The organism is Streptomyces sp. NPDC030840 (genome assembly GCF_055572015.1).
Genome location: NZ_JBVIEE010000004.1, coordinates 474,297 through 498,365, shown reverse-complemented (window position 1 = coordinate 498,365; position 24,069 = coordinate 474,297). Strand labels below are relative to the sequence as shown.

General features: G+C 71.4%; 22 protein-coding genes and 1 riboswitch. Of the genes, 13 read left to right on the top strand and 9 right to left on the bottom strand.

The window, feature by feature from the left end; translation table 11 throughout:
* Positions 1 to 120 precede the first annotated feature (120 nt).
* Positions 121 to 1,362: a L,D-transpeptidase gene (locus tag ACZ49J_RS12600; RefSeq protein WP_467451505.1), complete on the top strand. Its 1,242-nt coding sequence runs from the start codon at positions 121 to 123 to the stop codon at positions 1,360 to 1,362.
* A 124-nt stretch (positions 1,363 to 1,486) separates the two neighbouring features.
* Here ACZ49J_RS12600 and ACZ49J_RS12595 read toward each other — a convergent pair whose 3' ends face one another.
* Positions 1,487 to 1,885 carry a response regulator gene (locus ACZ49J_RS12595; protein ID WP_467451504.1) on the bottom strand — a complete coding sequence of 133 codons (399 nt, stop codon included), beginning with the start codon at positions 1,883 to 1,885 and terminating at the stop codon, positions 1,487 to 1,489.
* A 145-nt stretch (positions 1,886 to 2,030) separates the two neighbouring features.
* On the opposite strand from ACZ49J_RS12595, the gene ctaE reads away from it, so the two are divergent.
* The 6 genes from ctaE to ACZ49J_RS12565 all read left to right on the top strand — a co-directional run bounded on the left by ctaE (position 2,031) and on the right by ACZ49J_RS12565 (position 9,348).
* The gene (gene ctaE / locus ACZ49J_RS12590; RefSeq protein ID WP_152775167.1) at positions 2,031 to 2,651 is read left to right on the top strand and encodes an aa3-type cytochrome oxidase subunit III; all 621 of its coding nucleotides are present in this window, start codon (positions 2,031 to 2,033) and stop codon (positions 2,649 to 2,651) included.
* A gap of 93 nt (positions 2,652 to 2,744) precedes the next feature.
* Positions 2,745 to 3,554: a cytochrome bc1 complex diheme cytochrome c subunit gene (gene qcrC, locus ACZ49J_RS12585; protein WP_467451503.1), complete on the top strand. Its 810-nt coding sequence runs from the start codon at positions 2,745 to 2,747 to the stop codon at positions 3,552 to 3,554.
* Positions 3,551 to 4,609 (top strand): cytochrome bc1 complex Rieske iron-sulfur subunit, encoded by a 1,059-nt coding sequence (gene qcrA / locus ACZ49J_RS12580; protein ID WP_467451502.1) that lies wholly within the window; start codon positions 3,551 to 3,553, stop codon positions 4,607 to 4,609. The genes qcrC and qcrA overlap by 4 nt, the downstream gene beginning before the upstream one ends.
* Complete coding sequence (gene qcrB, locus ACZ49J_RS12575; protein ID WP_467451501.1) at positions 4,606 to 6,267, top strand: cytochrome bc1 complex cytochrome b subunit; 1,662 nt, start codon at positions 4,606 to 4,608, stop codon at positions 6,265 to 6,267. The genes qcrA and qcrB overlap by 4 nt, the downstream gene beginning before the upstream one ends.
* Before the next feature lie 148 nt (positions 6,268 to 6,415).
* On the top strand, positions 6,416 to 7,480 hold the full coding sequence (gene trpD, locus ACZ49J_RS12570) for an anthranilate phosphoribosyltransferase (protein ID WP_467451500.1): 1,065 nt from the start codon (positions 6,416 to 6,418) through the stop codon (positions 7,478 to 7,480).
* A 204-nt stretch (positions 7,481 to 7,684) separates the two neighbouring features.
* Positions 7,685 to 7,801: riboswitch (SAM riboswitch) on the top strand.
* Between the two features lie 179 nt (positions 7,802 to 7,980).
* Positions 7,981 to 9,348, top strand: coding sequence for an aminotransferase class V-fold PLP-dependent enzyme (locus ACZ49J_RS12565; RefSeq protein WP_467451499.1), 1,368 nt, complete (start codon positions 7,981 to 7,983; stop codon positions 9,346 to 9,348).
* On the opposite strand, the gene ACZ49J_RS12560 is transcribed toward ACZ49J_RS12565, so the two are convergent.
* The 7 genes from ACZ49J_RS12560 to ACZ49J_RS12530 all read right to left on the bottom strand — a co-directional run bounded on the left by ACZ49J_RS12560 (position 9,303) and on the right by ACZ49J_RS12530 (position 15,608).
* The gene (locus ACZ49J_RS12560; protein ID WP_467451498.1) at positions 9,303 to 10,538 is read right to left on the bottom strand and encodes a glycerate kinase family protein; all 1,236 of its coding nucleotides are present in this window, start codon (positions 10,536 to 10,538) and stop codon (positions 9,303 to 9,305) included. The genes ACZ49J_RS12565 and ACZ49J_RS12560 overlap by 46 nt on opposite strands.
* Positions 10,539 to 10,548: 10 nt before the next feature.
* Entirely contained in the window at positions 10,549 to 11,964 is a 1,416-nt protein-coding gene (locus tag ACZ49J_RS12555; protein ID WP_467451497.1) for an SLC13 family permease, read from the bottom strand.
* 114 nt (positions 11,965 to 12,078) lie between these two features.
* Entirely contained in the window at positions 12,079 to 12,741 is a 663-nt protein-coding gene (locus ACZ49J_RS12550; protein WP_467451496.1) for a response regulator transcription factor, read from the bottom strand.
* Positions 12,738 to 14,195 carry a sensor histidine kinase gene (locus tag ACZ49J_RS12545; protein ID WP_467451576.1) on the bottom strand — a complete coding sequence of 486 codons (1,458 nt, stop codon included), beginning with the start codon at positions 14,193 to 14,195 and terminating at the stop codon, positions 12,738 to 12,740. The genes ACZ49J_RS12550 and ACZ49J_RS12545 overlap by 4 nt, the downstream gene beginning before the upstream one ends.
* A complete protein-coding gene (locus tag ACZ49J_RS12540) occupies positions 14,164 to 14,433 on the bottom strand; it encodes a small secreted hydrophilic protein (RefSeq protein ID WP_467451495.1) in 270 nt (89 codons plus the stop codon). Before ACZ49J_RS12540 ends, ACZ49J_RS12545 begins: the two co-directional genes overlap by 32 nt.
* 165 nt (positions 14,434 to 14,598) lie before the next feature.
* Positions 14,599 to 14,880 (bottom strand): Lrp/AsnC family transcriptional regulator, encoded by a 282-nt coding sequence (locus ACZ49J_RS12535; RefSeq protein ID WP_467451494.1) that lies wholly within the window; start codon positions 14,878 to 14,880, stop codon positions 14,599 to 14,601.
* Positions 14,877 to 15,608, bottom strand: a complete 732-nt coding sequence (locus ACZ49J_RS12530) for a rhomboid family intramembrane serine protease (RefSeq protein ID WP_467451493.1) — start codon at positions 15,606 to 15,608, stop codon at positions 14,877 to 14,879. Before ACZ49J_RS12530 ends, ACZ49J_RS12535 begins: the two co-directional genes overlap by 4 nt.
* A 152-nt stretch (positions 15,609 to 15,760) precedes the next feature.
* Here ACZ49J_RS12530 and ACZ49J_RS12525 point away from each other — a divergent pair, with 152 nt between their 5' ends.
* The 5 genes from ACZ49J_RS12525 to ACZ49J_RS12505 all read left to right on the top strand — a co-directional run bounded on the left by ACZ49J_RS12525 (position 15,761) and on the right by ACZ49J_RS12505 (position 21,333).
* Entirely contained in the window at positions 15,761 to 16,003 is a 243-nt protein-coding gene (locus ACZ49J_RS12525; RefSeq protein ID WP_467451492.1) for a hypothetical protein, read from the top strand.
* Positions 16,004 to 16,049: 46 nt separating this feature from the next.
* Positions 16,050 to 17,399, top strand: a complete 1,350-nt coding sequence (locus tag ACZ49J_RS12520) for an NYN domain-containing protein (RefSeq protein WP_467451491.1) — start codon at positions 16,050 to 16,052, stop codon at positions 17,397 to 17,399.
* A gap of 362 nt (positions 17,400 to 17,761) precedes the next feature.
* The gene (locus ACZ49J_RS12515; protein ID WP_467451490.1) at positions 17,762 to 18,793 is read left to right on the top strand and encodes a C40 family peptidase; all 1,032 of its coding nucleotides are present in this window, start codon (positions 17,762 to 17,764) and stop codon (positions 18,791 to 18,793) included.
* A gap of 249 nt (positions 18,794 to 19,042) precedes the next feature.
* Entirely contained in the window at positions 19,043 to 20,074 is a 1,032-nt protein-coding gene (locus ACZ49J_RS12510) for a C40 family peptidase (RefSeq protein ID WP_467451489.1), read from the top strand.
* A gap of 65 nt (positions 20,075 to 20,139) precedes the next feature.
* Positions 20,140 to 21,333: a hypothetical protein gene (locus ACZ49J_RS12505; protein ID WP_467451575.1), complete on the top strand. Its 1,194-nt coding sequence runs from the start codon at positions 20,140 to 20,142 to the stop codon at positions 21,331 to 21,333.
* 52 nt (positions 21,334 to 21,385) lie between these two features.
* Here the strand turns inward: ACZ49J_RS12505 and ACZ49J_RS12500 are convergent, their stop codons facing one another.
* Positions 21,386 to 22,687: a glycosyltransferase 87 family protein gene (locus ACZ49J_RS12500; RefSeq protein WP_467451488.1), complete on the bottom strand. Its 1,302-nt coding sequence runs from the start codon at positions 22,685 to 22,687 to the stop codon at positions 21,386 to 21,388.
* A gap of 164 nt (positions 22,688 to 22,851) precedes the next feature.
* Here ACZ49J_RS12500 and ACZ49J_RS12495 point away from each other — a divergent pair, with 164 nt between their 5' ends.
* Positions 22,852 to 23,994, top strand: a complete 1,143-nt coding sequence (locus ACZ49J_RS12495) for a glycosyltransferase family 4 protein (protein ID WP_467451487.1) — start codon at positions 22,852 to 22,854, stop codon at positions 23,992 to 23,994.
* The last annotated feature ends 75 nt before the right edge of the window (positions 23,995 to 24,069 follow it).

Below are 24,069 nucleotides of genomic sequence, written 5' to 3'. Positions count from 1 at the left end.
AGCGCACGGGAGCCCGGACACTCCGCGAGGAGGTCCGGGCTCCCTCGTTTGCCACGCGAGATTCCCCCGTACGGCCCACTCACCGCGCCGGTGCCGAGGGCCGTTCCTAGCGTGAGGGCCATGAGCCACACTCCGCGAAACCGCACGGTCGTCCGGCGTACACTGCCGGCGCTCACCCTCGGCATGGCCGTCGCCGCCTGTTCGGGCGGTCACCCGCTCTCCGCCGATCCGTACGACGCGGCGGACCAGATCTCGTTCAACGCTCCCACCGGCGAGGGCCGGAAGGCCGACCCCGACAAACCCCTGGAGATAACGGCCGACGACGACGGGCGAATAACCGACGTCACGGCCAGGGACGCCACAGGACGCTACGTCGCGGGCGAACTCTCCGCAGACGGCAGGCGCTGGCACAGCACGTCCCCGCTGGCCGCGGGCGCCCGCTACGAGGTCCGTGTGAGCACCGAGGACGGCGACGGCGCCCCCGGCCGCGAGACCCTCACCCTCCGCACCGGCAGGCCCACCACCAAGAAGCGGCTGAACGTCACCTTCGGCCCCAGGGCGGGCACGTACGGCGTCGGCCAGCCCGTCACCGCCGAACTCAGCGCCCCGGTCAGGGACCAGGCGTCCCGGGCCGTCGTGGAACGCGCTCTGAAGGTCCGCTCGACGCCCGCCGTCGAGGGCGCCTGGCACTGGGTGGACGACAAGAAGCTCCACTACCGCCCCAAGGAGTACTGGCCCATCCACGCCACGATCCAGGTCCACAGCAACCTGAACGGCATCAAGATCGGTGACCGTCTCTGGGGCGGCCGGGCCAAGCCCCTCAAGTTCACCACGGGCGACAACATCGTCGCCGTCACGGACGCCGCCTCACACCGGATGACCGTCTACAAGAACGGCGAGGTCATCAAGGAGATCCCGGTGACCACCGGCATGCCCGGCTACGAGACCCGCAACGGCGTCAAGGTCATCCTCGCCAAGGAGGGCTCCGTTCGGATGACCAGCGCCAGCATCGGCGCCTCGGACTTCTACGACCTGATCGTCCACCATTCGGTCAGGGTCACCAACAGCGGCGAGTACGTCCACGCCGCCCCCTGGTCCACCGGCTCCCAGGGCTACGCCAACGTCAGCCACGGCTGCACCGGCATGAGCACCGCCAACGCGCAGTGGTTCTACGACACCGTGCGCGAGGGAGACATCGTCCAGGTCGTCAACTCGGCCGGCGACACGATGGCCCCCTTCGGCAACGGCTACGGCGACTGGAACCTGCCCTGGGAGAAGTGGCGCGAGGGCAGCGCCGTGCTGGGCACCGGAACCCCGGCTCACAGTGAAGAGGGCGCCCGCCTGAGCCCCCAGTCCATCTGACCGCGAGCCTCCCCGCGCCCCTGCTAGGGGCGCGGGGAACTGCGCGGTTTTTCAGGGGCGCGGGGAACTGCGCGACGAGCCACGACGAGCCCGCAGCCGCCCTACAACAGACGCACCCGAGCTCTCAGGCGCTCAGAGCATGCCGCCGCAGCAAGGAAGCAAGAGCATCCGCGAACTCCACCGGCTCCACCGGCAGCGTCACCGCCGCATCCGCCCGACTCCACGTCGCCAGCCACGCATCCTGAGGCCGCCCGATCAGCAACAGCACAGGCGGGCACTCGAAGATCTCGTCCTTGATCTGACGGCACACCCCCATACCCCCCATGGGCACGGCCTCGCCGTCCAGGACGCAGACGTCGATCCCGCCCTTGTCCAGTTCCCTGATCACGGCACCCGGGGTGGCACACTCCACGAACTCCACCAGGGGGGCGTCGGGAGCGGGCCGCCTGCCCGTGGCCAACCGCACCTGTTCGCGGGTGTTGGAGTCGTCGCTGTAGACCAGCACCGTGGCGGTCGGCTGCATTCTTCCTCCGAGACGTCAGCGTCGTACGGACAAGCACCGTTGCGCGGATGCTACTCCCTTGAACACCACGTCAACAGCGGGTCGTACCCCCCGGACACTCCGAACGGGACCCCCCGGAGTGAGGGCGGGATAAGCGACCGACATAATGTCGGTCGTGGCGACAGCAACGACAGTAGACAAGGGTCACGCGCACCCGGCGGTCAACCGGCCGAACCTCACCAGCGTCGGAACCATCATCTGGTTGAGTTCCGAGCTGATGTTCTTCGCGGCCCTCTTCGCGATGTACTTCACCCTGCGTTCGGTTACCGGCGCCGATTTCTGGCACGAGAAGGCCAGCACCCTGAACTTCCCGTTCTCGGCGACGAACACCACGATCCTGGTGCTCTCCTCGCTCACCTGCCAGCTCGGCGTGTTCGCCGCCGAGCGCGGGGACGTGAAGAAGCTCAGGATGTGGTTCATCGTGACCTTCATCATGGGTGCGATCTTCATCGGCGGTCAGGTCTTCGAGTACACGGAGCTGGTCAAGCACGAGGGCCTCTCGCTCTCGTCCGACCCGTACGGCTCGGTGTTCTACCTGACCACCGGCTTCCACGGCCTGCACGTGACGGGCGGTCTCATCGCCTTCCTGCTGGTCCTCGGCCGTACCTACGCGGCCCGGAGGTTCACCCACGAGCAGGCGACCGCGGCCATCGTCGTGTCCTACTACTGGCACTTCGTCGATGTCGTCTGGATCGGCCTCTTCGCCACGATCTACATGATCAAGTAATCGGGCAGCCGTCCGCGGCGGACCCGTCGGCCGCGGCCAACCGATCCACAGCCAGAAGCATCGACGCAGAAGATCCTGACACCGGGGTAATCCGTGAAAAAGCTCTCCGCACGACGACGCCATCCGCTGGCGGCGGTCGTCGTCCTATTCATCGCGCTGGCGGCCTGCGCGGGGCTGTACACCGCCTTCGCACCCGCGGAAAAGGCGCAGGCCGACGAGACCGCGCAGTCCCTCGCCATCGACGAGGGCAAGAGGCTCTACTCCGTGGGCTGCGCCAGTTGCCACGGCACCGGCGGTCAGGGCACCACCGACGGTCCCCAGCTGGTGGGCGTCGGCGCCGCGGCCGTGGACTTCCAGGTCGGCACCGGCCGTATGCCGGCCCAGCAGCCGGGCGCGCAGGTCCCGCGGAAGAAGGTCATCTACTCCCAGGCGGAGATCGACCAGCTCGCGGCCTACATCTCCTCGCTCGGCGCCGGTCCGTCCATCCCGACCGAGGAGCAGTACAACCCCCAGGGCGCGGACATCGCCAAGGGCGGCGAGCTCTTCCGCACCAACTGCGCGCAGTGCCACAACTTCACCGGCAAGGGCGGTGCGCTGTCCGAGGGCAAGTACGCGCCGACTCTTGAGGGTGTCGACCCGAAGCACATCTACGAGGCCATGCAGACCGGCCCGCAGAACATGCCGTCCTTCCCCGACACCACGCTGACGGAGAAGAACAAGAAGGACATCATCGCGTACCTCGACGCGGTCAACAGCGACGACACCGTGGAGCCCGGTGGCCTCAGCCTCGGCGGACTCGGTCCGGTCAGCGAGGGCCTGTTCGCCTGGGTCTTCGGTCTCGGCGCGCTGATCGCCGTCGCCGTGTGGGTCGCCGCTCGGACCGCAAAGGCCAAGAAGTCATGAGTAGCCAAGACATTTCCGAAGAGAACCTGCCCGCAGAGCAGGAGCACGCGCACGGTGCGGTGAGCGTCGCGGACGAGAAGGACCCGTTCGCCGACCCGGGCCTGCCGCCCCACGAGCACCGCGTCCAGGACATCGACGAGCGGGCCGCCAAGCGGTCCGAGCGCACGGTCGCCCTGCTGTTCACGGTGTCGATGCTGGCCACCGTCGGCTTCATCGCCTCGTACGTGACGCTGGACATCGACAAGTCGATCTATGTCTGGCCGATCGGGCACGTCAGCGCGCTGAACTTCGCGCTCGGCCTGTGCCTGGGCATTGCCCTGTTCTGCATCGGCGCCGGCGCGGTCCACTGGGCCCGCACGCTGATGTCGGACGTGGAGATCGCCGACGAGCGTCACCCGATCGAGGCCACGCCCGAGGTCAAGGCCAAGGTGATGGCCGACTTCAGGCAGGGTGCCAAGGAGTCCGCGCTCGGCCGCCGCAAGCTGATCCGCAACACGATGTTCGGCGCGCTGGCCCTGTTCCCGCTCTCCGGTGTCGTCCTGCTCCGTGACCTCGGCCCGCTGCCCGGCACCGTGCTGCGCCACACGACCTGGCGCAAGGGCAAGCTGCTCGTCAACATGAACACGAACGAGCCGCTGCGTCCCTCCGACGTCGCGGTCGGCTCGCTCACCTTCGCCAAGCCCGAGGGCCTGGAGGAGCACGACCACGAGTTCCAGACCGAGATCGCCAAGGCCGCGCTGATGATCGTCCGGATCCAGCCGGGCGACATCAAGGACAAGCGCGAGCTGGAGTGGTCCCACGAGGGCATCGTGGCGTACTCGAAGATCTGCACCCACGTGGGCTGCCCGATCTCCCTGTACGAGCAGCAGACACACCACGTCCTCTGCCCCTGCCACCAGTCCACCTTCGACCTGTCCGACGGCGGCCGGGTCATCTTCGGCCCGGCCGGTCACGCCCTGCCTCAGCTGCGCATCGGCGTGAACGACGAGGGTTACCTCGAGGCGCGCGGCGACTTCGAGGAGCCCGTCGGTCCTGCCTACTGGGAGCGCGGATGAGCACCAACGAGAACACCACGGACACGTCGGCCGCCGGCGCGGCGGACCGCTCCCGCGGGAAGGCACCCGCCGGCGAGCGCGTCGCCGACTGGGCCGACGGCCGGCTGGGGATCTACTCCCTGGCCAAGGCCAACATGCGCAAGATCTTCCCCGACCACTGGTCGTTCATGCTGGGCGAGGTCTGCCTCTACACCTTCCTGATCATCATCATCACGGGTGTCTATCTGACGCTGTTCTTCCACCCGTCGATGAACGAGGTCGAGTACCACGGCTCGTACGTCCCGCTGCAGGGACAGCTGATGTCCGAGGCGTTCAACTCGACGATGCACATCTCGTTCGACGTGCGCGGCGGTCTGCTGATCCGGCAGATCCACCACTGGGCGGCGCTGATCTTCCTCGCCGGCATGTTCGTGCACATGATGCGCGTCTTCTTCACCGGCGCGTTCCGCAAGCCGCGTGAGGTCAACTGGCTGTTCGGCTTCCTGCTGTTCGTCCTGGGCATGTTCACCGGCTTCACCGGTTACTCGCTCCCGGACGACCTGCTCTCCGGCACCGGTGTCCGCTTCATGGAGGGCGCGGTCCTGTCCGTGCCGGTCGTCGGCACGTACCTCTCCTTCTTCCTCTTCGGCGGAGAGTTCCCCGGCGGCGACTTCGTGGCCCGCTTCTACTCGGTCCACATCCTGCTGCTGCCGGGCATCATGCTCGGCCTCGTGGTGGCGCACCTGATCCTGGTCTTCTACCACAAGCACACGCAGTACGCGGGCCCCGGAAAGACGAACAACAACGTCGTCGGCATGCCGCTGCTGCCCGTCTACATGGCCAAGGCCGGAGGCTTCTTCTTCCTGGTCTTCGGCGTCATCGCGGTCATCTCCGCGATCGCCACGATCAACCCGATCTGGACCATGGGCCCCTACCGTCCGGACCAGGTGTCCACCGGCGCCCAGCCCGACTGGTACATGGGCTTCTCCGAGGGTCTGATCCGTGTCATGCCGGGCTGGGAGATCGACCTCGGCGGCCACACGCTCGTCCTGGGCGTGTTCATCCCGCTGGTGATCTTCCCGCTGGTGCTGGTCGCGATCGCGGTCTACCCGTTCATCGAGTCCTGGGTCACCGGCGACAAGCGCGAGCACCACATCCTGGACCGCCCGCGCAACGCCCCGACCCGTACGGCCTTCGGTGTCGCGTGGATCACCTGGTACATGGTCCTGCTGATCGGTGGTGGAAACGACCTCTGGGCCACCCACTTCCACCTCTCGATCAACGCCATCACCTGGTTCGTGCGGATCGCGTTCTTCGTGGCCCCGGTCCTCGCGTTCGTCATCACCAAGCGCATCTGCCTCGGCCTGCAGCGCCGGGACAAGGACAAGGTGCTGCACGGCCGCGAGACGGGCATCATCAAGCGCCTGCCGCACGGTGAGTTCATCGAGGTCCACGAGCCGCTCAGCCAGGAGCAGCTGCACACGCTCACCGCGCACGAGCAGTACGTGCCGCGCCAGATCGGCCCCGCCGTCGACGAGAACGGCGTCAAGCGCAAGATCAAGGGCTCGGAGAAGCTCCGCGCCAAGCTCAGCAAGGCGTACTACGGCGAGGACAGCCAGATCCCGAAGCCGACCGCCGAGGAGTACAAGGAGATCACGAGCGGCCACGGCCACCACTGATCGCTGCGCTCGCCACGCGCACGGCCGAAGGGCCCCGTCCGTTGTTCGGACGGGGCCCTTCGCCGTGCCTCTGGCTGGATAGGGTGGACCCGTTGAGATCCGTGGAACCGATCCGTTGATCGGTTGCCCCATCACCCAGGAGCGGCTTATGAGCGCTGTGATCCCCGCTGGAGGCGACACCGCGGCGGGCCGCTCATGGCCCGCGCTGCTGAACGGACTGCTGGACGGCCGCGACCTGACGGCGGACGACACCGCCTGGGCGATGGACCTGATCATGCGCGGCGAGGCCACGGACGCGCAGATCGCCGGCTTCGTGGTGGCGATGCGGGCCAAGGGGGAGACCGTCGAGGAGATCGCCGGCCTCGTCCGGACGATGTACGCGCACGCCAACCTGATCGAGGTGTCCGGCGCGACCGTCGACATCGTCGGTACGGGCGGCGACGGCGCGAAGACGGTGAACATCTCCACGATGTCGTCGATCGTCATCGCAGGTACGGGCGCGAAGGTCGTCAAGCACGGCAACCGGGCCGCGTCGTCGGCGTCGGGCGCCTCGGACGTCCTGGAGAAGCTCGGCGTCAATCTCGAACTGACCCCGCAGCGGGTGGCCGAGGTGGCCGAGGAGGCCGGGATCACCTTCTGCTTCGCGATCAAGTTCCATCCGGCGCTGCGCCATGTGGGCGCGGCACGTGGGCAGTTGGGCATCCGCACGGTGTTCAACGCGCTCGGTCCGCTGACCAACCCCGCGAAGGTGCGGGCCCAGGCGGTCGGGGTCGCCGATCCGCGGATGGCGCCCATCGTCGCCGGTGTCTTCGCCGAGCGCGGCAACTCCTCGCTGGTGTTCCGCGGTGACGACGGGCTGGACGAGCTGACGACGACGTCGACGTCGCGGGTGTGGGTGGTCCGGGACGGCAAGGTCACGGAGGAGACCTTCGACCCGCGGGACGTCGGTCTCGAGCTGGTGCCCGTGGAGGCGCTGCGGGGTGCCGACGCGTCCTACAACGCGGATGTGGCGCGGCGGTTGCTCGCCGGGGAGCCGGGGCCCGTGCGGGACGCCGTGCTGTTGAACTCGGCGGCGGCGCTGGTGGCGCTGGAGCCGGGGGACGGGCCGCTCGCGGCCCAGCTCCGTGCGGGTATGGACAGGGCAGCGGAGTCGATCGACTCGGGGGCCGCACGGCGGGTGCTGGAGCGGTGGGTGACGGCGAGCAACGCGTGACGGTGCCCCTGGGGCTGGGCGGGTGCGTCGGGTGCGGGTGAGTGGGGGGCTGGTCGCGCAGTTCCCCGCGCCCCTGAAAAGCACGGTCGCGGCCGGAGAACAGCCAGCGCCGCCCCGCACCATCCAGCCCCTCCGGCGCCGCGTCATCCCGCCATCCGGACATCCCACTTGCGCCCGGATGATCGTGTGGCAAGATGCTTGGCAGGTCATGAGCGACAGTCACAAGGCCCCGGCCGGCTGTCCGGCAACCCTCCGTCCGTGGCGGGGTGCCCCGGGTGAAGACCAGGCCGTAGGCAGCGAGGTCTACGGCAAGCGCGGACCCCTCGCGATAACCAGGGGTCCTGGTCGTCGAGGAGCCTTCCGTGAGCAAGCGAATGCGATAGGGCCGCAGAGCCCCGCCTCCGCACACCCTTTTCCCCTTCACCCGCGCTTGAGCCACGCAACGCCGCACCACGGCCGCTCGCGCGGTGAATCCCACCTGCCTTCACGGGAGTTCCGCCATGTCCGTCATCACCGCTGCCACCGGCCAGTCCCTCCACACCCCGCTGCCCGTCCTGGGCCGTGACGTCACCGTCCCGCTCGTGACCGGTGGCGAAGTCACGTACGCCGCGCTGGACTACGCCGCCAGCGCCCCCGCCCTGCAGCGCGTCTGGGACGACGTCGCCGCGTACGCGCCGTACTACGGCAGCGTGCACCGCGGCGCCGGCTACCTCTCCCAGCTGTCCACCGACCTCTTCGAGAACGCCCGCAGGACCGTCGCCGAGTTCCTCGACTGCCGGGACGACGACCAGCTGGTCTTCACCCGGTCCACCACCGACTCGCTGGGCCTCCTCGCCGCCGCGCTCCCCGTCGGCTGCCAGGTCTTCGTGTTCGAGACCGAGCACCACGCCGCGCTGCTGCCCTGGCGCGGCGCCCGCGTCACCTACCTCGACGCCCCCCGCACGCCGGCCGAGGCCGTCGCCACCCTGGAGCGCGCCCTCGCCGACCGCGACCCCCACGGGCCCGCCCTCGTCTGCGTCACCGGCGCCTCCAACGTGACCGGCGAGCTGTGGCCCGTCCGCGAGCTGGCCGCCGCCGCGCACGCCCACGGCGCCCGCATCGTCCTGGACGCCGCCCAGCTCGCGCCCCACCACCCCGTCTCCGTACGGGAGCTGGACGTCGACTGGGTCGCCTTCTCCGGGCACAAGCTGTACGCGCCCTTCGGTTCCGGCGTCCTGGCGGGACGCGCCGACTGGCTGCGCGAGGCCGAGCCGTACCTCGCGGGCGGCGGCGCGAGCCGGAAGGTGTCCCGGCGCACGGACGGGGGCGTCGACGTCGAGTGGCACGACACCGCCGCGCGCCACGAGGCCGGGTCGCCCAACGTCATCGGCGCCTACGCCATCGCGTCCGCCTGCAAGGCCCTCACCGAGGCCGGGTTCGACACCCTGGTCGCCCGCGAGCAGCACCTCGTCCGCACGGTCCGCGCGGGCCTCGCCGAGGTCCCCGAGGTCAGGATCCTCTCCCTCTTCGGCGAGGACGCCCCGCGGGTCGGCGTCCTCTCCTTCGTCGTCGAGGGCTGGAACAGCTCGCACTTCGCCGCCGCCCTCTCCGCCGAGTACGGGATCGGCGTACGGGACGGCCTCTTCTGCGCCCACCCACTGGTGCGGACGCTCCTCGGCGGTGACCCGCAGACCCAGGGCGAGTGCGGCGCCCCCGAGGCCGCGCCCGGCGAGAAGTCCCTCAACGCGATCCGCGTGAGCTTCGGGGCCGGGACGCCGGACGAGCACGTCGAGCGGTTCGTCCGCGCGGTCAAGGAACTCGTCCGGGACGGCGCCCGGTGGAACTACCGTACGGAGGACGGGCGTTGCGTGCCCGACACCTCCGCGTGAGGCATCCCGGCGGGCACCGGTAGCCGGGCGCCGAGCAGGATCATGCGCAGCGCGCGCTCGGTGGCGTCGGTGAGGAGTTCGGAGGCCCGGACCAGCGCCTCGGCCAGCGCCATCGGAGCGGGCAGGATGCCGTGACAGGCGTCCACGCCCGGCACCTCGTGCGCGCCCTCGCCGAGCGTGCCCGCCAGGGCGAGCACCGGCCGCCCGTGCAGTTTGGCGCGGCGGGCCACCTCGGCCGGGACCTTGCCGCGCGGCGTCTGGTGGTCCAGCGCCCCCTCGGCGGTGACGACCAGGTCGGCGCGGGCCAGCCGGGCGTCCAGGTCGAGGTGGTCGAGCAGCACCTCGAAGCGGGGGAGGAGGCGGGCGCCCAGGGCCGCGAGGCCCGCCCCGAGGCCGCCGGAGGCTCCGGTCCCGGGGCCGTACCGGAGATCGATGCCGGGTCCGCCGCCGTCCAGGCCGGCGCCGGGGGCGGCGAGGTCCCGGGTCAGGACGTACGCCCAGTTCTCCAGGGCCGCCGACAGCTCCTCCACCTGCGCCGGGGTCGCGCCCTTCTGCGGGCCGAAGACGCGGGCCACTCCGCGCTCGCCGCACAGCACGTTGTACGGGTTGCAGGCGACCAGGAGCTCGACACCCTTCAGGCGGGGGTCGAGGCCCGACGGGTCGATGTGGTGGAGGCGGGACAACTCCCGCCCACCGTGCGGGAGTTCGAAGCCGTCGGCGTCGAGCAGGCGGGCGCCCAGCGCCTGGAGGGCGCCGGCGCCCCCGTCCGACGTACCCGAGTCGCCGCAGCCGACGAGGACGCGCCGTACGCCCTGGTCGAGGGCGGCCCGGATCAGCTCACCCACGCCGTACGTCGTCGTCGCCCCCGGGTCGCGGAGGCTGTGCGGGACGAGGGACAGGCCCGCGACCGCCGCCATCTCCACGACCGCCGTGTCCCGGGAGCCGAGCAGCGCGAAGTGGGTGCCCAGGGGTTCCCCGACCGGACCCGTGGCGGGCAGGGCGACCAGCCGGCCGCCGGTCGAGGCGGCCAGCGCGGCGGCCGTGCCCTCACCGCCGTCCACCAGCGGGATGAGGTCGATCTCGGCATCGGGCACGACGCGGCGGACGCCGTCCGCGATGGCGTCGGCGGCGGCCCGGGCGGACAGGGACTCCTTGAAGCCGCTGGGGGCTACGGCGACACGGCTGAGCACGGGATGTCTCCTAGGGGGTCAGGGGGACGCCGAGCAGTGGCCACACCGCGACGGCGAAGAGCAGGACGAGGGCGGCGCTCAGCGGCGCCAGGACGGCGGACAGGCGCAGCAGGTCGCGCGGGGTGTACGTGGGCGTCCCCGGGACCTCGGCGAAGAGCGTGACCGGCTTCGCGGAGGCCGGGAGCGTGTGGCAGAAGCCCGCCGCCGCGGTGGACGCGAGCGCCGCGGCGACGGGGTTGACGCCCGCGCCCACGGCCGCCGCCACCACCAGGGGGACCAGCACCGACGAGCGTGCCGAACGGGACTGCAGGATCAGATGGGCCGCTGTGCTGATCACGACGACGACCGCCAGGAACACCGCCGGGGTGACCCCCGCCGGGAGCCCGGAGACGAGCCACTTCGCCGCGCCCGAGTCCGCCAGCGCGACGCCCATCGCCATCGTCGCCGCCATGAACAGCAGCAGCGGCCAGGGAACCGTCTTCAGCGCGTCCTTCAGCCGTACGGTGCCCAGGGCCGGCGAGGACGCGACGACCGCGCCGATCAGCGCCACGACCGCGGGCGGCACCCGGTGCAGCGGCTCGGCGCACCACAGGAGAACGACCGTGGCGAGCAGCAGCGCGCACCGGGTCTCGGCCTGCGACCAGGGGCCGGTGACCGGGCGGTCGCTGTGCTCCTGGATCTGCTCGGCGGTGATGCGCACGGGCCCCCGGCGGTCCGCGCGCCGCGTGGTGGTGAGCAGGACGGCCTCGGCGGCCAGATGGGAGGACACCACGGCCAGCGGCAGGCCCAGCAGCAGCCACTGGGTGAAGCCGATCCGGTCACCGGTGGCCTCCCACAGCACCGACACGGTGATCAGATGCGCGCCCGCCCCGATCAGGGTCGCCACCGCCGACAGAAGGATCACGGTCGGAAACAGCAACGCCAGCATCACGACCAGTCGTTTCCGGTCGGCGAGCGCCTTGGCGAGGGCCAGGAACACCGGCAGCGCGAGCGCGGCACGGCCCGAGGTGGCGGGCACCGCGAACGCCGTGACGACCAGCGCCGCCGTCGTCAGGTGCGTCAGCTGCCGTACGGTGCGCGCCCCGCCGACCAGGAACACCGCGGCCCGTCCCGCGAGCCCCGTCCGGGTCACCGCCGCCGCCAGCACGAACGCGCAGATCAGCAGCCACACCGTCGAGTCGCCCAGGGTGCCGAACAGCGTGTCGCTGCTGATCACGCCGGTCACCGTCAGCGCGAGCCCGGCGCCCAGCGCGATGTACGTGTCGTCGATCGGCGTGGCGATCCAGGCGCAGGTGGCCAGGGCGAAGACCGCGAGCGTGAGGCGGGCGTCGGTGCCGAGCCCGGGGAAGGTGCCGGGGACCACGAGCAGCGCGCACAGGGACAGCGCCCCGCAGAGGGCCGCGGTCAGACGGAGGTTCAGGGTCACGTCATCAAGGGTTCACCCGGGCCGTGAGCCGTCGATGAGCCGCACATGAAGGGAACTTCACGCGGCCGTTCACCGGTGCCGCAAGCGGCGCCGTTCACCGGTGCCGTTCACCGGTCACGCCGGCAACCGGTACCCCATGCCCCGGACCGTCTCGACCTGCTCGGAGCCCAGCTTCCTGCGCAGCGCGCGCACGTACACGTCCACGATGTTGGAGCCGGGATCGAAGTCGTAGCCCCACACGTGCGACAGGATCTGCTCGCGGGACAGCACCTGCCCCGGATGCCGCAGGAACAGCTCGAGCAGCACGAACTCGCGGGCCGTCAGGTCGACCGTCCGCTCGCCGGCCCGGGCCCTGCGCGTCCGCAGGTCCAGGCTCAGCGCTCCGGACCGCAGCACCGTCACCTCGGGCGCCCGTGCCGCCGTACGCAACCGCAGGCGCACCCGCGCCAGCAGTTCCTCGAAGCGGAACGGCTTGGTCATCCAGTCGTCGGCGCCGCCCTCCAGACCGGCCACGGTGTCCCGTACGGAGTCCCGCGCGGTCAGCACGATCACGGGGACCGTCACGCGGGCCTCCCGCAGCTCGCGCAACACGGTGAAACCGTCGCGGCCGGGCAGCCCGATGTCGAGGACGACCAGGTCGAAGCCGCCGGTCAGCGCGTACTCGTACGCGGCGTCCCCGTCGCCGACCACCGTGGTCGTGAATCCGTTGGCACGCAGGCCCTTCTCGACGAAGGAGGCGATGCGCTCCTCGTCCTCGACGATGAGAACGCGGCTCATGTACGGGCCCCTCCCAGGGTGAGGACGAAGGTGGCGCCGCCGCCCTCCGTGTCGTGCAGGCGGACCCGGCCGCCGTGGGCCTCCGCGATCGCCCGCACGATCGACAGCCCGAGGCCGGCCCCCGAACCGCGGGCGCCGCGCCGGGCGGTCCCGCGCCGGAACCGCTCGAAGATGACCCCGGCGTCCTGCGGCTGGACGCCGGGCCCCGAGTCGACGACGTACAGTTCCACGCGCGCCCCCTCGGCGCGGGACCCGATGCGGATGGTCTGCCCGGGTGTCGTGTGCTGAACGGCGTTCTGCGCGAGCTGCACCATCGCCTGGGTGATGCGCTGGGGGTCCAACTCCACCTCCCGGTCGGCGACTTCGTCGAGGCGCCAGTCGCGCTCGCCCAGGGTGCGGGCCTTGACGTAGACGTCGGCGGTCAGTTCGGCGAGCTGGACCGGCTCCGGGGTGACGAAGTCGGGACGCTCGGACTTGGCGAGCAGGAGCAGGTCCTCGACGATACGGCTCATCCGGTCGAGCTCGTCGGTGACGAGACGCACGGTCTCCTCGCGCTCGGCCGGGTCGTCGCCCATCAGCTCCAGGTGCCCGCGCACAATGGTGATGGGAGTGCGCAGCTCATGACCGGCGTCGTCGACGAACTCCCGCTGGGCGGCGAAGGCACGCTCCAGCCGGTCGAGCATCGCGTTGAACGTCTCGGCGAGCGCGGCCACGTCGTCCCGGCCGCGCACCGGGATACGGCGGGTGAGGTCCTGCTCGGTGAGCTGCGCGGCGGCGGCCCGTACCAGCCGTACGGGCTGCAGGATCCGTCCCGCGACCACCCAGCCGATCCCGGTCGCCAGGACCAGGGCCACCCCGGAGATGGCGAGCAGTATGCGGAACACGTCGTCCACGCCGCCCTGTTCGCGCCCCGGGTGGAAGGCGACAACGAACGCGGCGTCCGGTTCACTGCCGTGCCGGGCGACGGCGACCTTGGCCCAGCGGATCTCCCCGGACGCCCGGTGCAGAGTGCCGGTGGAGTCGGGCGAGTCGAAGATACGGCGCCGGGCGTCGGCGTCCCGGTGCAGGGGCACGGCGACCGGCAGGTCACGGGGCGGCTGGATGATCTGCGCGGGCCCACGGCCCTCCCGCCCCACCAGCCCGATGAGCTCCTCGTCCGGGTCGGCGTACTGCCGCTCCAGGAAGACGTGCAGCAGCCGCGCCGGGTCCGTGAACGGCCCTCCGGTGCGCGGATCGACGCCCCGCTCCTCGAAGTTGGCGAACTCACCGGTCTCCTGGGCCAGCAGCCCGTTGATCCGGTGCTCGACGTCCCGCACCAGGATCGACCGCGTCGTCGTGGCCACCGAGCCGAGGGCGACGGCCATCATGAGCAGCAGCCAGAGCAGGATGCGGACCCGAGCGGACAGCGGCCGTCGCGGACGTTCATCCGTCGTCGCCGGGCCCGTCGTCGTCATCGTCGTCATCCGCAGAGCTGCTGTCCGTCACCGGGGGCCGCGACACGACCTCGTCACTGGGCGTGGGCGAGGGCGTGGACCGGGTCGGCGTGGGCGAGGGCGATCCCTTGTCCAACTCGACCCTGGGCGGCACCTTGGGCGACTCCGGGCTGTCAGTGAGGGCGAAACTGGTGGCGGCGATCCCGAGAGGAATCAGCACAACAGCGGCGAGGGCCACCATCCGGCGCGAGAAAACCATGAGCACAGCCTGCGCCGGGCACCGGACAGCAAGGATGAGCCGCAGATGAGGAACTCTTCATCTGAGGGGAACTGCATCCAGTCAGGGGCGCGGGGCTGTGCCGATGTGCGGCTCCGCCGCGTGGGCGCGAGCAACCACGACGCACCAGCACTCGCCAGACAACCGTCAGCTGTCCAAACCGATCGCGAACGCAGCCTCAAGGTCATGCTGCGAATAGGCCCGGAACGCCACATGCGTATCCGTGGCCTCGACCCCCGGAATCTTGCTGATCTTCCCCGGGATCACGTCAGCGAGATCATCATGGGCCTTCACCCGCACCATGGCGATCAGGTCATACGTCCCGGTCACGGAGAACACCTCGCTGACGGACTCCAGCGCCGCGATCGACTCGGCGATCTCGGGGATCCGGTCCACGCTGGTCTTGATGAGCACGATCGCGGTGATCACGGCGGGTTCTCTCCCTCGGGGGCGGACGCTGGGGGTGTCACTCTAGTCGGCCACCCGCACCGCACCCACGCGCAGGCGAACCCCAGCAGGAACCCCACGACGTGCGCCAGGTAGGCCACCCCGGGCCCCCGCGGGGCCTGCCCGGCCGCCACCCACTGGAGGGCCACCCAGAACGGCAGGGTCACCCACGCCGGAAACCGCAGCGGGAGGAAGAACAGGAACGGAAAGAGGCTGGTGACCCGCGCTCCGGGGAACAGGTACAGAAACGCGCCGAGGACGGCGGAGATCGCCCCCGACGCCCCCACCAGCGTCTGCGACGAGTCGGCGTTGGCGACCGCGTACCCCAGCAGGGCGAGGCAGCCGCAGCACGCGTAGAAGAGGGCGAACCGGATGTGGCCCATCCGCTCCTCGGTCATGACGCCGAAGACGTAGAGGAACAGCATGTTGCCGAGGAGGTGGAGCCAGCTCCCGTGGACGAACAGCGCCGTCACGGGCGTGAGCGCGGCGCGCGGCTCGGCGGAGATCAGTTCGGCGGGCACGACCCCCCAGTGCCGGAAGTACGCCCGCTGGGCGGTGAGCAGCTCGTCACCGGTGCCGTACGCGGCGTTCACCCCGGACGCGGGCCCGATCACGAAGATCACGCAGCAGACACCGATCAGCCCGTACGTCACCGGCGCCGGCTGCTCCCGCAGCGCCCGGCCGGCCCTCGCGCTCCACTCGCTGATCACGCGCAGATCATGACGTAACAGGACCCAACCGCGCATACCGCCTCGCCGCCGCGGCCGGACGGGCGGCAGGTACCCGCCAGGCCGTAGGGTTACGAGCCACACGCACCAGGGAAGCTGGCGCATCACGGAGACTGGAAGGAAGAGCAGCCACGATGACGACGGTTCCCCTGCCGACCGACACCACCCGCTGGCGCTGCACGCTCTGCGGCAACCTCACTCGGTTCGATGTCACCCGCTCGTCGAAGGTCGTCGAGTACGTGCACCTGGACCTGGCGGGGGAGCCGAAGGTCGAGGAGCGCGAAGTGCTCAGTGAGACGATCGAGTCGGTGCGCTGCCGCTGGTGCAACGCCGTGGACCAGGTGGAACTCGTGGACAGGCCGGGGTCGGGCTCCTGACAGGAGCGGCCCCCGCACAGGTACCGGACAGGTAGTGGGGTGACGGATGGTGGAGACCACAGGCGGGGGGCCGGGCGACGGCGCCGCTGAGGTGCTCGACCGTCCGCTGCCCGAGGGCGTGCGCCGACGCGTGGTGCAGATCGTGTCCGACGGCTTCGGCGGGCTGACCGTCTCGGAACTGCCCGCGCAGCTCAGACAGTACGCGCGGTTCGCCCCGAACCGGAGGGCCAAGTTCGCGGGCAACGCCATGGCGGCGGCCCTGGAGGGCGACACTCTGTTCCGGCAGCGCATCGGGGAGCGGCTCAGAGAGGCCCAGCCCGAGCTCGCCGCCGCCCTCGACTCGGGCGCGCCGCCCCCGGCCGCGGACCCGCTGGATGTGGCGGCCGCGGCCTACGTGCTGCGCCCCACGGGCTGGGTCAAGCTGGTCACCGCCGCCGGCGAGGAGGCCCAGCGGGCGGACGCGGAGCGCGCGGACGAGGAGAGCCGCGCCGAGCTGGAGCGGCTGCGCGAGGAGCTCGCTCAGGCCCGCGGGCACACGAAGGCCGAGACCGAGCGGCTGCGCGCGGAGCTGGAGACGGCGAAGAAGGAAGCCGAGTCGCTGCACCGCAAACTGCGCGCCGCCCTCAGCGACGTCAAGCGCGGCGAGGCCGCGTTGCGCAAGGTGCAGGGCGAGGTCGAGGCCGTGCGCGCCGAGGGCCAGGCGCAGGTGTCGGCCGCCGAGAGCGAGACCCGGCGGCTCAAGGCCCGCCTGGGGGAGGCCGAGGCGGCGCTGGAGGCCACCCGGCGCGCCGCGCGCGAGGGGCGCAGCGTCGAGGACATGCGCGTCCGGCTGCTCCTGGACACCGTGCTGGACGCGGCCCAAGGGCTGCGGCGGGAGCTGGCGTTGCCGCCGGTGTCGGTACGGCCCGCCGAGACCGTGGACGCGGTCGAACCCGGCCGCATGACCCCGAAGGACATCGCCGCCCGCGCCCTGTCCGAGAACGACCCCGCGATCCTGGACCAGTTGCTCGCGCTGCCGCAGGCGCACCTCGTCGTCGACGGCTACAACGTCACCAAGACGGGCTATCCGCAGATGCCGCTGGAGAAGCAGCGCCTGAGGCTCCTCGGACAGCTCTCGCAGCTCGCCGCGCAGACCAACGCCGAGGTGACGTGCGTCTTCGACGGTGCTGAGCTGGCCGCGCCCGTGCTGCTCGCGCCGCCGCGCGGTGTGCGGGTGCTGTTCTCCAAGCCGGGTGTCACGGCCGACGAGTTGATCCGGCAGCTGGTGCGCGCCGAGCCGCCGGGGCGGCCGGTCATCGTGGCCTCCACCGACCGCGAGGTGGCGGACGGGGTGGCGAAGGCGGGGGCCCGGCCGGTGGCATCCGCCGTCCTGCTGAAGCGGTTGTCGCGCGGCTGAGCCCCTCCCCGGGCGGGTGGGTCGCCGGCTGGATTCCGCGCCCCTCTGAACGCTCGGCCCTTCTGATCCGTACCTCCCAAGGGCCACGTAGATCCCAAGCGTAACGTACGTGGGTCTATGCCCGAATTGGCGGAATCGTCACGCAACGTAGCGTCAGGCAGGCATCACCGCACGTGAGTCAAGGGCAAAGAATGCGCTGCGTCACATACTTTTTTCACGCGGGGATTTGATCTGATCACAAGAAGGTCACTAGGGTCTGGCCCGAACCTCCGCTCGGTTGATCGCTCATGGGGAGCGACGGTGGAGGGGCACCGCCCACCGGCGTGTCGGTAGGCGGCTGAAGGAAGAAGGAGCTCGCCTCCGTGGCGTCCCACCGTCGACCGAAGCAGCCGAACCGCGCACGTGTCACCGTGCTCACGACCGCCGCTGCTGCCGCTGTGGCCCTCACCTCGCAGGCCGCGAACGCCGCGCCCAGCGAGAAGCCGAGCAAGGACGAGGTCAAGGCCAAGGTCGACGCCCTCTACGAGCAGGCCGAGGCGGCCACCGAGAAGCTCAACGGGGCCAAGGAGAAGCAGGAGAAGCTCCAGAAGGAGATCTCCACCCTCCAGGACAACGTCGCCCGCGGCCAGGAGGACCTCAACAAGCTGCGCGAGGGCATCGGTCTGGCGGCCAGCGCCCAGTACCGCACCGGCGGCATCGACTCCTCCCTCCAGCTCTTCCTCTCCGCCGACCCGGACGACTACCTCGACAAGGCTTCCACCCTTGACCAGTTGAGCGCCCAGCAGGTCGAGTCGCTCAGGAAGGTCCAGGAGAAGCAGCGCGCGCTCGCCCAGCAGCGCCAGGAGGCCTCCGAGAAGCTCAAGGACCTCTCCGACACCCGCGAGGCACTGAGCGAGAACAAGAAGGAGGTTCAGGCCAAGCTCGCCCAGGCCCAGAAGCTCCTCAACCAGCTGACGGCGGCGGAGCGTGCGGCCCTCGACGCCGCCGACGAACGCGCCAGCCGCGAGAGCGCGCGCGACGCCCTCGGCGGCGGCTCCGCCGCGAGCGGCCGCGCCGCGGAGGCCTACGCCGCCGCCCAGAGCCAGATCGGCAAGCCGTACGTGTACGGCGCCTCCGGCCCCAGCTCCTACGACTGCTCCGGCCTCACCTCCTGGGCCTACGCCCAGGCCGGCGTCGCCATCCCGCGCACCTCGCAGGCCCAGGCCAACGCCGGGACGCGCATCTACTCGCAGTCCGACCTCAAGGTCGGTGACCTGGTCCTCTTCTACGGCGACCTGCACCACGTCGGCTTCTACGCGGGCAACGGCCAGATCCTGCACGCCCCGCGCACCGGCACGGTCGTCCGCTACGAGTCGATCAACAACATGCCGTTCCAGTTCGGCGTGCGCATCTGACGAGCTCCCCTTGTCCGCCGCCCCGGGCGCGCGCCTTCGGCGCGTGACGCCCGAACGGGCGAATTGCCGCGAGCGACGCTGACCCCACGCCCCGCTGATGACCTGCGTCAGAGGCGGGGCGTCACGCTGTGTGCTCGTTCCGCACCCGATCACTACTTTGGCCGACGCCTGGCCACAGGGCTACTGTCTGGCCGTTTCCCCTGCACAGGGGGACGGTCCGTGTCCGCCAGAGAAGGGAAGCGGCTTCCCGTGGGGTCCCACCATCGCCGCCTTGCACCGTCCGGATTCGACCGGGGCACGAGCGCCGCGCTCTGCGTTCTGTCCGCCGCGGCCGCGGCCCTCGGTGTCGTACAACAGGGCGGGCCGGCCGCCGCCGCGCCGTCCGACGACACCCGTGCCGAGGTGGACCGCCTCTACGAGGAGGCCGAGAAAGCCACCGAGGCGTTCAACAAGGCCGACGAACGGGCCGACACCCTGCGTGAGCAGCTCGGTGACGCCCAGGACACGATCGCCCGCCAGCAGGAGCGCGTCAACACCATGCGGGATGCGCTCGGTTCGCTCGCGGGGGCCCAGTACCGCTCGGGCGGGGTCGACCCCTCGCTCGCCCTGCTGCTCACCGAGGACCCCGAGAGCTACCTCGACAAGGCCGCCGCACTCGACCGCATCAGCGCCCACCAGGCCAAGGAGCTCGCACTTCTCCAGCGGGCCCTGCGCGACCTCGCCCAGGAGCGCCGGCAGGCGACCGGCAAGCTCCGGCAGCTGGAGAGGAGCCGCAAGGACGTCGCCCGGCACAAGCGCACCGTCGAGCGCAAACTCGCCGAGGCCCGCAGGCTGCTCAACTCCCTGCCCGAGGCCGAGCGCGAGGAGTACGTCCGGGCCTCCCGCGAGGCCGGCCGCACCGACCTGCCCGGCCTCGCCGACGCCCCGGCGCCCGACTCCCGCGCGGCAGCCGCCGTCGCCGCGGCCCGCTCCGCCCTGGGCAGGCCGTACGTGTGGGGTGCCAACGGGCCCTACGGCTTCGACTGTTCCGGCCTCATGCAGTGGTCGTACGGCCAGGCCGGCGTCGGACTGCCGCGCACCTCCCAGGCCCAGCGGTACGCCGGACGCCAGGTGCCGCTGTCCGAGGCACAGCCCGGCGACCTGGTCCTCTACCGGGACGACGCCAGCCACGTCGGCATGTACGCGGGCAACGGCCAGGTCATCCACGCCCCCTACCCGGGCGCACCCGTCCGCTACGACCCCGTCGGCATGATGCCGATCTCCTCGGTCACACGGGTCTGAACGGGGGCACGCCAGGTGCGGCGCGTCACCGTACGATCGGGAAGGTGGCTGGTCGAACGCGTGCGATGTGGGCAGGGCTGTCCTTGGCGTTCGCCCTCCTCGTGGGCTGCGGGGGCGGGCCCGCGCCCGACGCGGCCCGGATCGATGTCCAGCACGTGCTCGACCGGCGGGCGGCGGCCGTGCTGGAGCGGGACGAGCCCGCGTACCGGGGGACTCAGGCGCCGGCGTCCGGCAGCCGGGACCAGCTCGCCACGGGCATGGCCGAGTTCGCGAACCTGCGGCGTCTGCCCCTCGTTTCCTGGTCGTACCGTCTGACCGGCTTCCACCGCACCGGGGACAGCGCGACGGCCTCGGCGGAACTCCGCTACCGGATACGCGGCTACGACAAGGCCCCGGTCACGGCGGCCCGCGCCCTGACGCTGACCCGCGACGACGGAACCTGGTACGTCGCCTCCGACGAGCCCGCCGAGAAGGCCGCCCAGCAGCTGTGGGAGCAGGGCACCGTCCGGGTGGTGAAGGGGGAGCGCAGCCTCGTCCTCGGGGTCGGGCAGCCGGCCGCGACCCTGCGCGGGTACGCGGCGCTGGCGGACCGGGCCGTGCCCGCGGTGACCGGGGCGTGGGGCGACGACTGGGCGCGGCGGGTCGTCGTCCTCGTACCGGAGTCGCTGGACGAGATGGCGGGCCTGCTCGGCGCGCCCGCCTCCGGGTACCGGGGTATCGCGGCGGTCACCACCGGCGAGGCGGGGGGCTCCCCGAACGCGCCCGCGGACCGGATCATCGTGAACCCCGACGCGTACGGCCTCCTCGGCGGCTTCGGCCGCCAGGTCGTCCTCACCCACGAGACCACCCACGTCGCCACCCGGGCGGCCACGACCGCGGCCACGCCCCTGTGGCTCTCCGAGGGCTACGCCGACTGGGTCGGCTACCGGGCGACCGGCCGCACCGCGGTCCAGGTCGCCCCGGAACTGCAGCGGGCCGTCCTGGAGGGCCGCACACCGAGCCGGCTCCCGGACGACGCGGACTTCGGCTTCGGCACCAACGCGACACGGCTCGCCCAGGCCTACGAGAGCGGCTGGCTGGCCTGCCGCATGATCGCGGACCGCTGGGGCGAGGTCCGCCTGAACGAGTTCTACCGCGCCGTGGGGGCCCACGAGAAGCGGGCGGGTGCGGTGGAGGACGCCCTGAGGGACGTACTCGGCACGACACCGGACCAGTTCACGGCTCAGTGGCGGACGTACCTGCGAGCACAGCTGGGCTGAGCTTCCAGGGCCGCGGGGAACGGCCCGTTCCTTTCAGGGGCGCGGGGTTGTGTCACTGCGCGGCTCCGCCGCGTGGGCGCGACAAGCCACGACGGACCCGCACCTGACCAGACACAGCCCCCGGCAGACGAGACTCATTCCCCACGTTCCCGGACGGAACCGGAACCGAAGCCGGGGGAGGAGCAACACCCACCGACCCCTCCCACAGCTCCAGCGCACCCAACACCGTCGCGATCACCAGCAACCCGTTGCGAGCGAAGAGCAGCAGCACCCCCACCCAGTCACTCGCGACCACATGACCGAACCACACGGGAAACTCCAGCACGGTCACCAGGCACGCGGCCAGCACCAGGTACGCGGGCACCGTCATCCGGCTCCCCCGGAAGCACAGACACACCGCCGCGAGCCCGACCAGCCACACCATGTACTGCGGACTGATGACCCGGCTCGTGGTCGTGAACATCAGCACGGCCACGAAGGCCGCCTCGGCAGGCGTGGACGACGCGAACCGCCCCGCCCGCACCCGCCACAGCACCAGCCAGCCGAACGCCGCCGCGCTCAGCAGCAGCGCCCCCGTGCTGACGGCATCGACGTACGGGCCGAGGAACTCGACCGAGCCGTAGTTGAGCAGCACCTGGCCCTCCCAGCCGAACTGGCGGGCCACGTGGAACACCAGCGCGCCGAGGGACTCGACCTCGGTGCCCCGGTCGCGCTGAAAGGTCAGGAAGGCGAAGGCACCCGGCATCGACGCCGAGAACAGCACCGTCAACGCCACACCGGTCACCGCGGCGGAGAGCCACGCCGTGCGCTTCCTCACCCCCAGGAGCAGCAGCACCGGCCACACCTTCAGCAGCGCCCCGAAGGCCGCGAGGGCCCCCATCGCGCGCGGGTGCCGCGTCCCGGCGAGCAGCGCGGCCACCGCGACCGCCGTGACCATCACGTCGTACCGGGCGTACACGGTCGGCCCGAGCAGCGCCACGCCCGCCACCCACACCCAGGCGCCGCGCAGCGTCCGGCCGGGGCGTGTCCCCGCGTACCGCAGCAGCGCGAGGACCACCACGTCGGCGAGGAGGGCCAGGACGAAGAACGCGGTCGCGTAGTCCAGGAACGGCAGCAGCGCGGGGGAGAGGACCGCGAGGGCGGCGGCGGGCGGGTACTGCCACGTCACGTCGTCCAGGGGGTACGTGCCGGTGCGCAACACCTCGTACCAGCCCTGGTAGATGACCGACACGTCGCTGGTGACGTCCGGTCCGGGAAAGACCAGGACCTTGAGCACGAACAGCAGCAGAAGCAGTCTGGTCGCGGTCCAGGCCGCGAGGAGCCCGACCGGGAACCGCCGTGTGCCCGCCGCCATGTCCACCCGCGCCTCTGCTCGTGTGCCTCGCGCTGTCCCGCGTGTGGGGACATACTCCCCCCTCCGTCTGTGACAGTGCTCGCAGCGTGGCCGGGCCGGGCTGTGGGGAACCCGGTCGGGCCCGGTGGGGGAGCCGGGGCCCGCCCGGTAGGGTCGGCGGCGAGATGCACAAGACCCTGATCGTGACGAACGACTTCCCGCCCCGGCCCGGCGGCATCCAGGCCTTCCTGCACAACATGGCGCTGCGGCTGGACCCCGAGCGGCTGGTCGTCTACGCGTCCACGTGGAAGCGGAGCCGGGAGGGTGTCGAGGCGACGGCGGCCTTCGACGCCGAGCAGCCCTTCACCGTCGTACGCGACCGGACGACGATGCTGCTGCCGACGCCGGACGCCACGCGGCGCGCGGTGTCGCTGCTGCGGGAGCACGGCTGTACGTCGGTGTGGTTCGGGGCCGCCGCTCCTCTCGGCCTGATGGCGCCCGCGCTGCGCAGGGCGGGCGCCGAGCGGCTGGTGGCCACCACCCACGGCCACGAGGCGGGGTGGGCACAGCTGCCCGCCGCCCGGCAGTTGCTGCGCCGGATCGGGGAGTCCACGGACACGATCACGTACCTCGGCGAGTACACGCGCTCCCGGATCGCGACCGCGCTGACCCCGGCGGCGGCCGGGCGCATGGTGCAGCTCCCGCCCGGCGTCGACGAGAAGACCTTCCACCCCGGCTCGGGCGGCGACGAGGTCCGCGCCCGCCTCGGGCTGACCGACCGCCCGGTCGTGGTCTGCGTCTCCCGGCTGGTCCGGCGCAAGGGGCAGGACACGCTGATCCGGGCCATGCCCCGCGTCCTCGCCCGGCAGCCGGAGGCCGTGCTGCTGATCGTCGGCGGCGGCCCGTACGAGAAGGACCTGCGCAGGCTCGCCCACGAGAGCGGGGTCGCCGGCTCCGTCCGCTTCACCGGGGCCGTGCCCTGGGCCGAGCTGCCCGCCCACTACGGAGCCGGAGACGTCTTCGCCATGCCCTGCCGTACGCGCCGGGGCGGGCTGGACGTGGAGGGCCTCGGCATCGTCTACCTGGAGGCGTCCGCGACCGGGCTGCCGGTCGTCGCGGGTGACTCCGGCGGCGCCCCCGACGCGGTCCTCGACGGCGAGACCGGCTGGGTCGTCCGCGGCGGCTCCCCCGAGGAGGCGGCCGACCGCGTGCTCACGCTCCTCGACGACCCGGAGTTGCGGCGCCGCATGGGGGAGCGGGGCCGGGAGTGGGTCGAGGAGAAGTGGCGGTGGGACCTGCTGGCGGAGAAGTTGAAGCAGTTGCTGTAGCGACGGAAGCCGACAACAGGGCCAGAAGGTCCCGAAGGTCTAGACGATCCAGAAGGGGCAAAAGGGATATCGAGC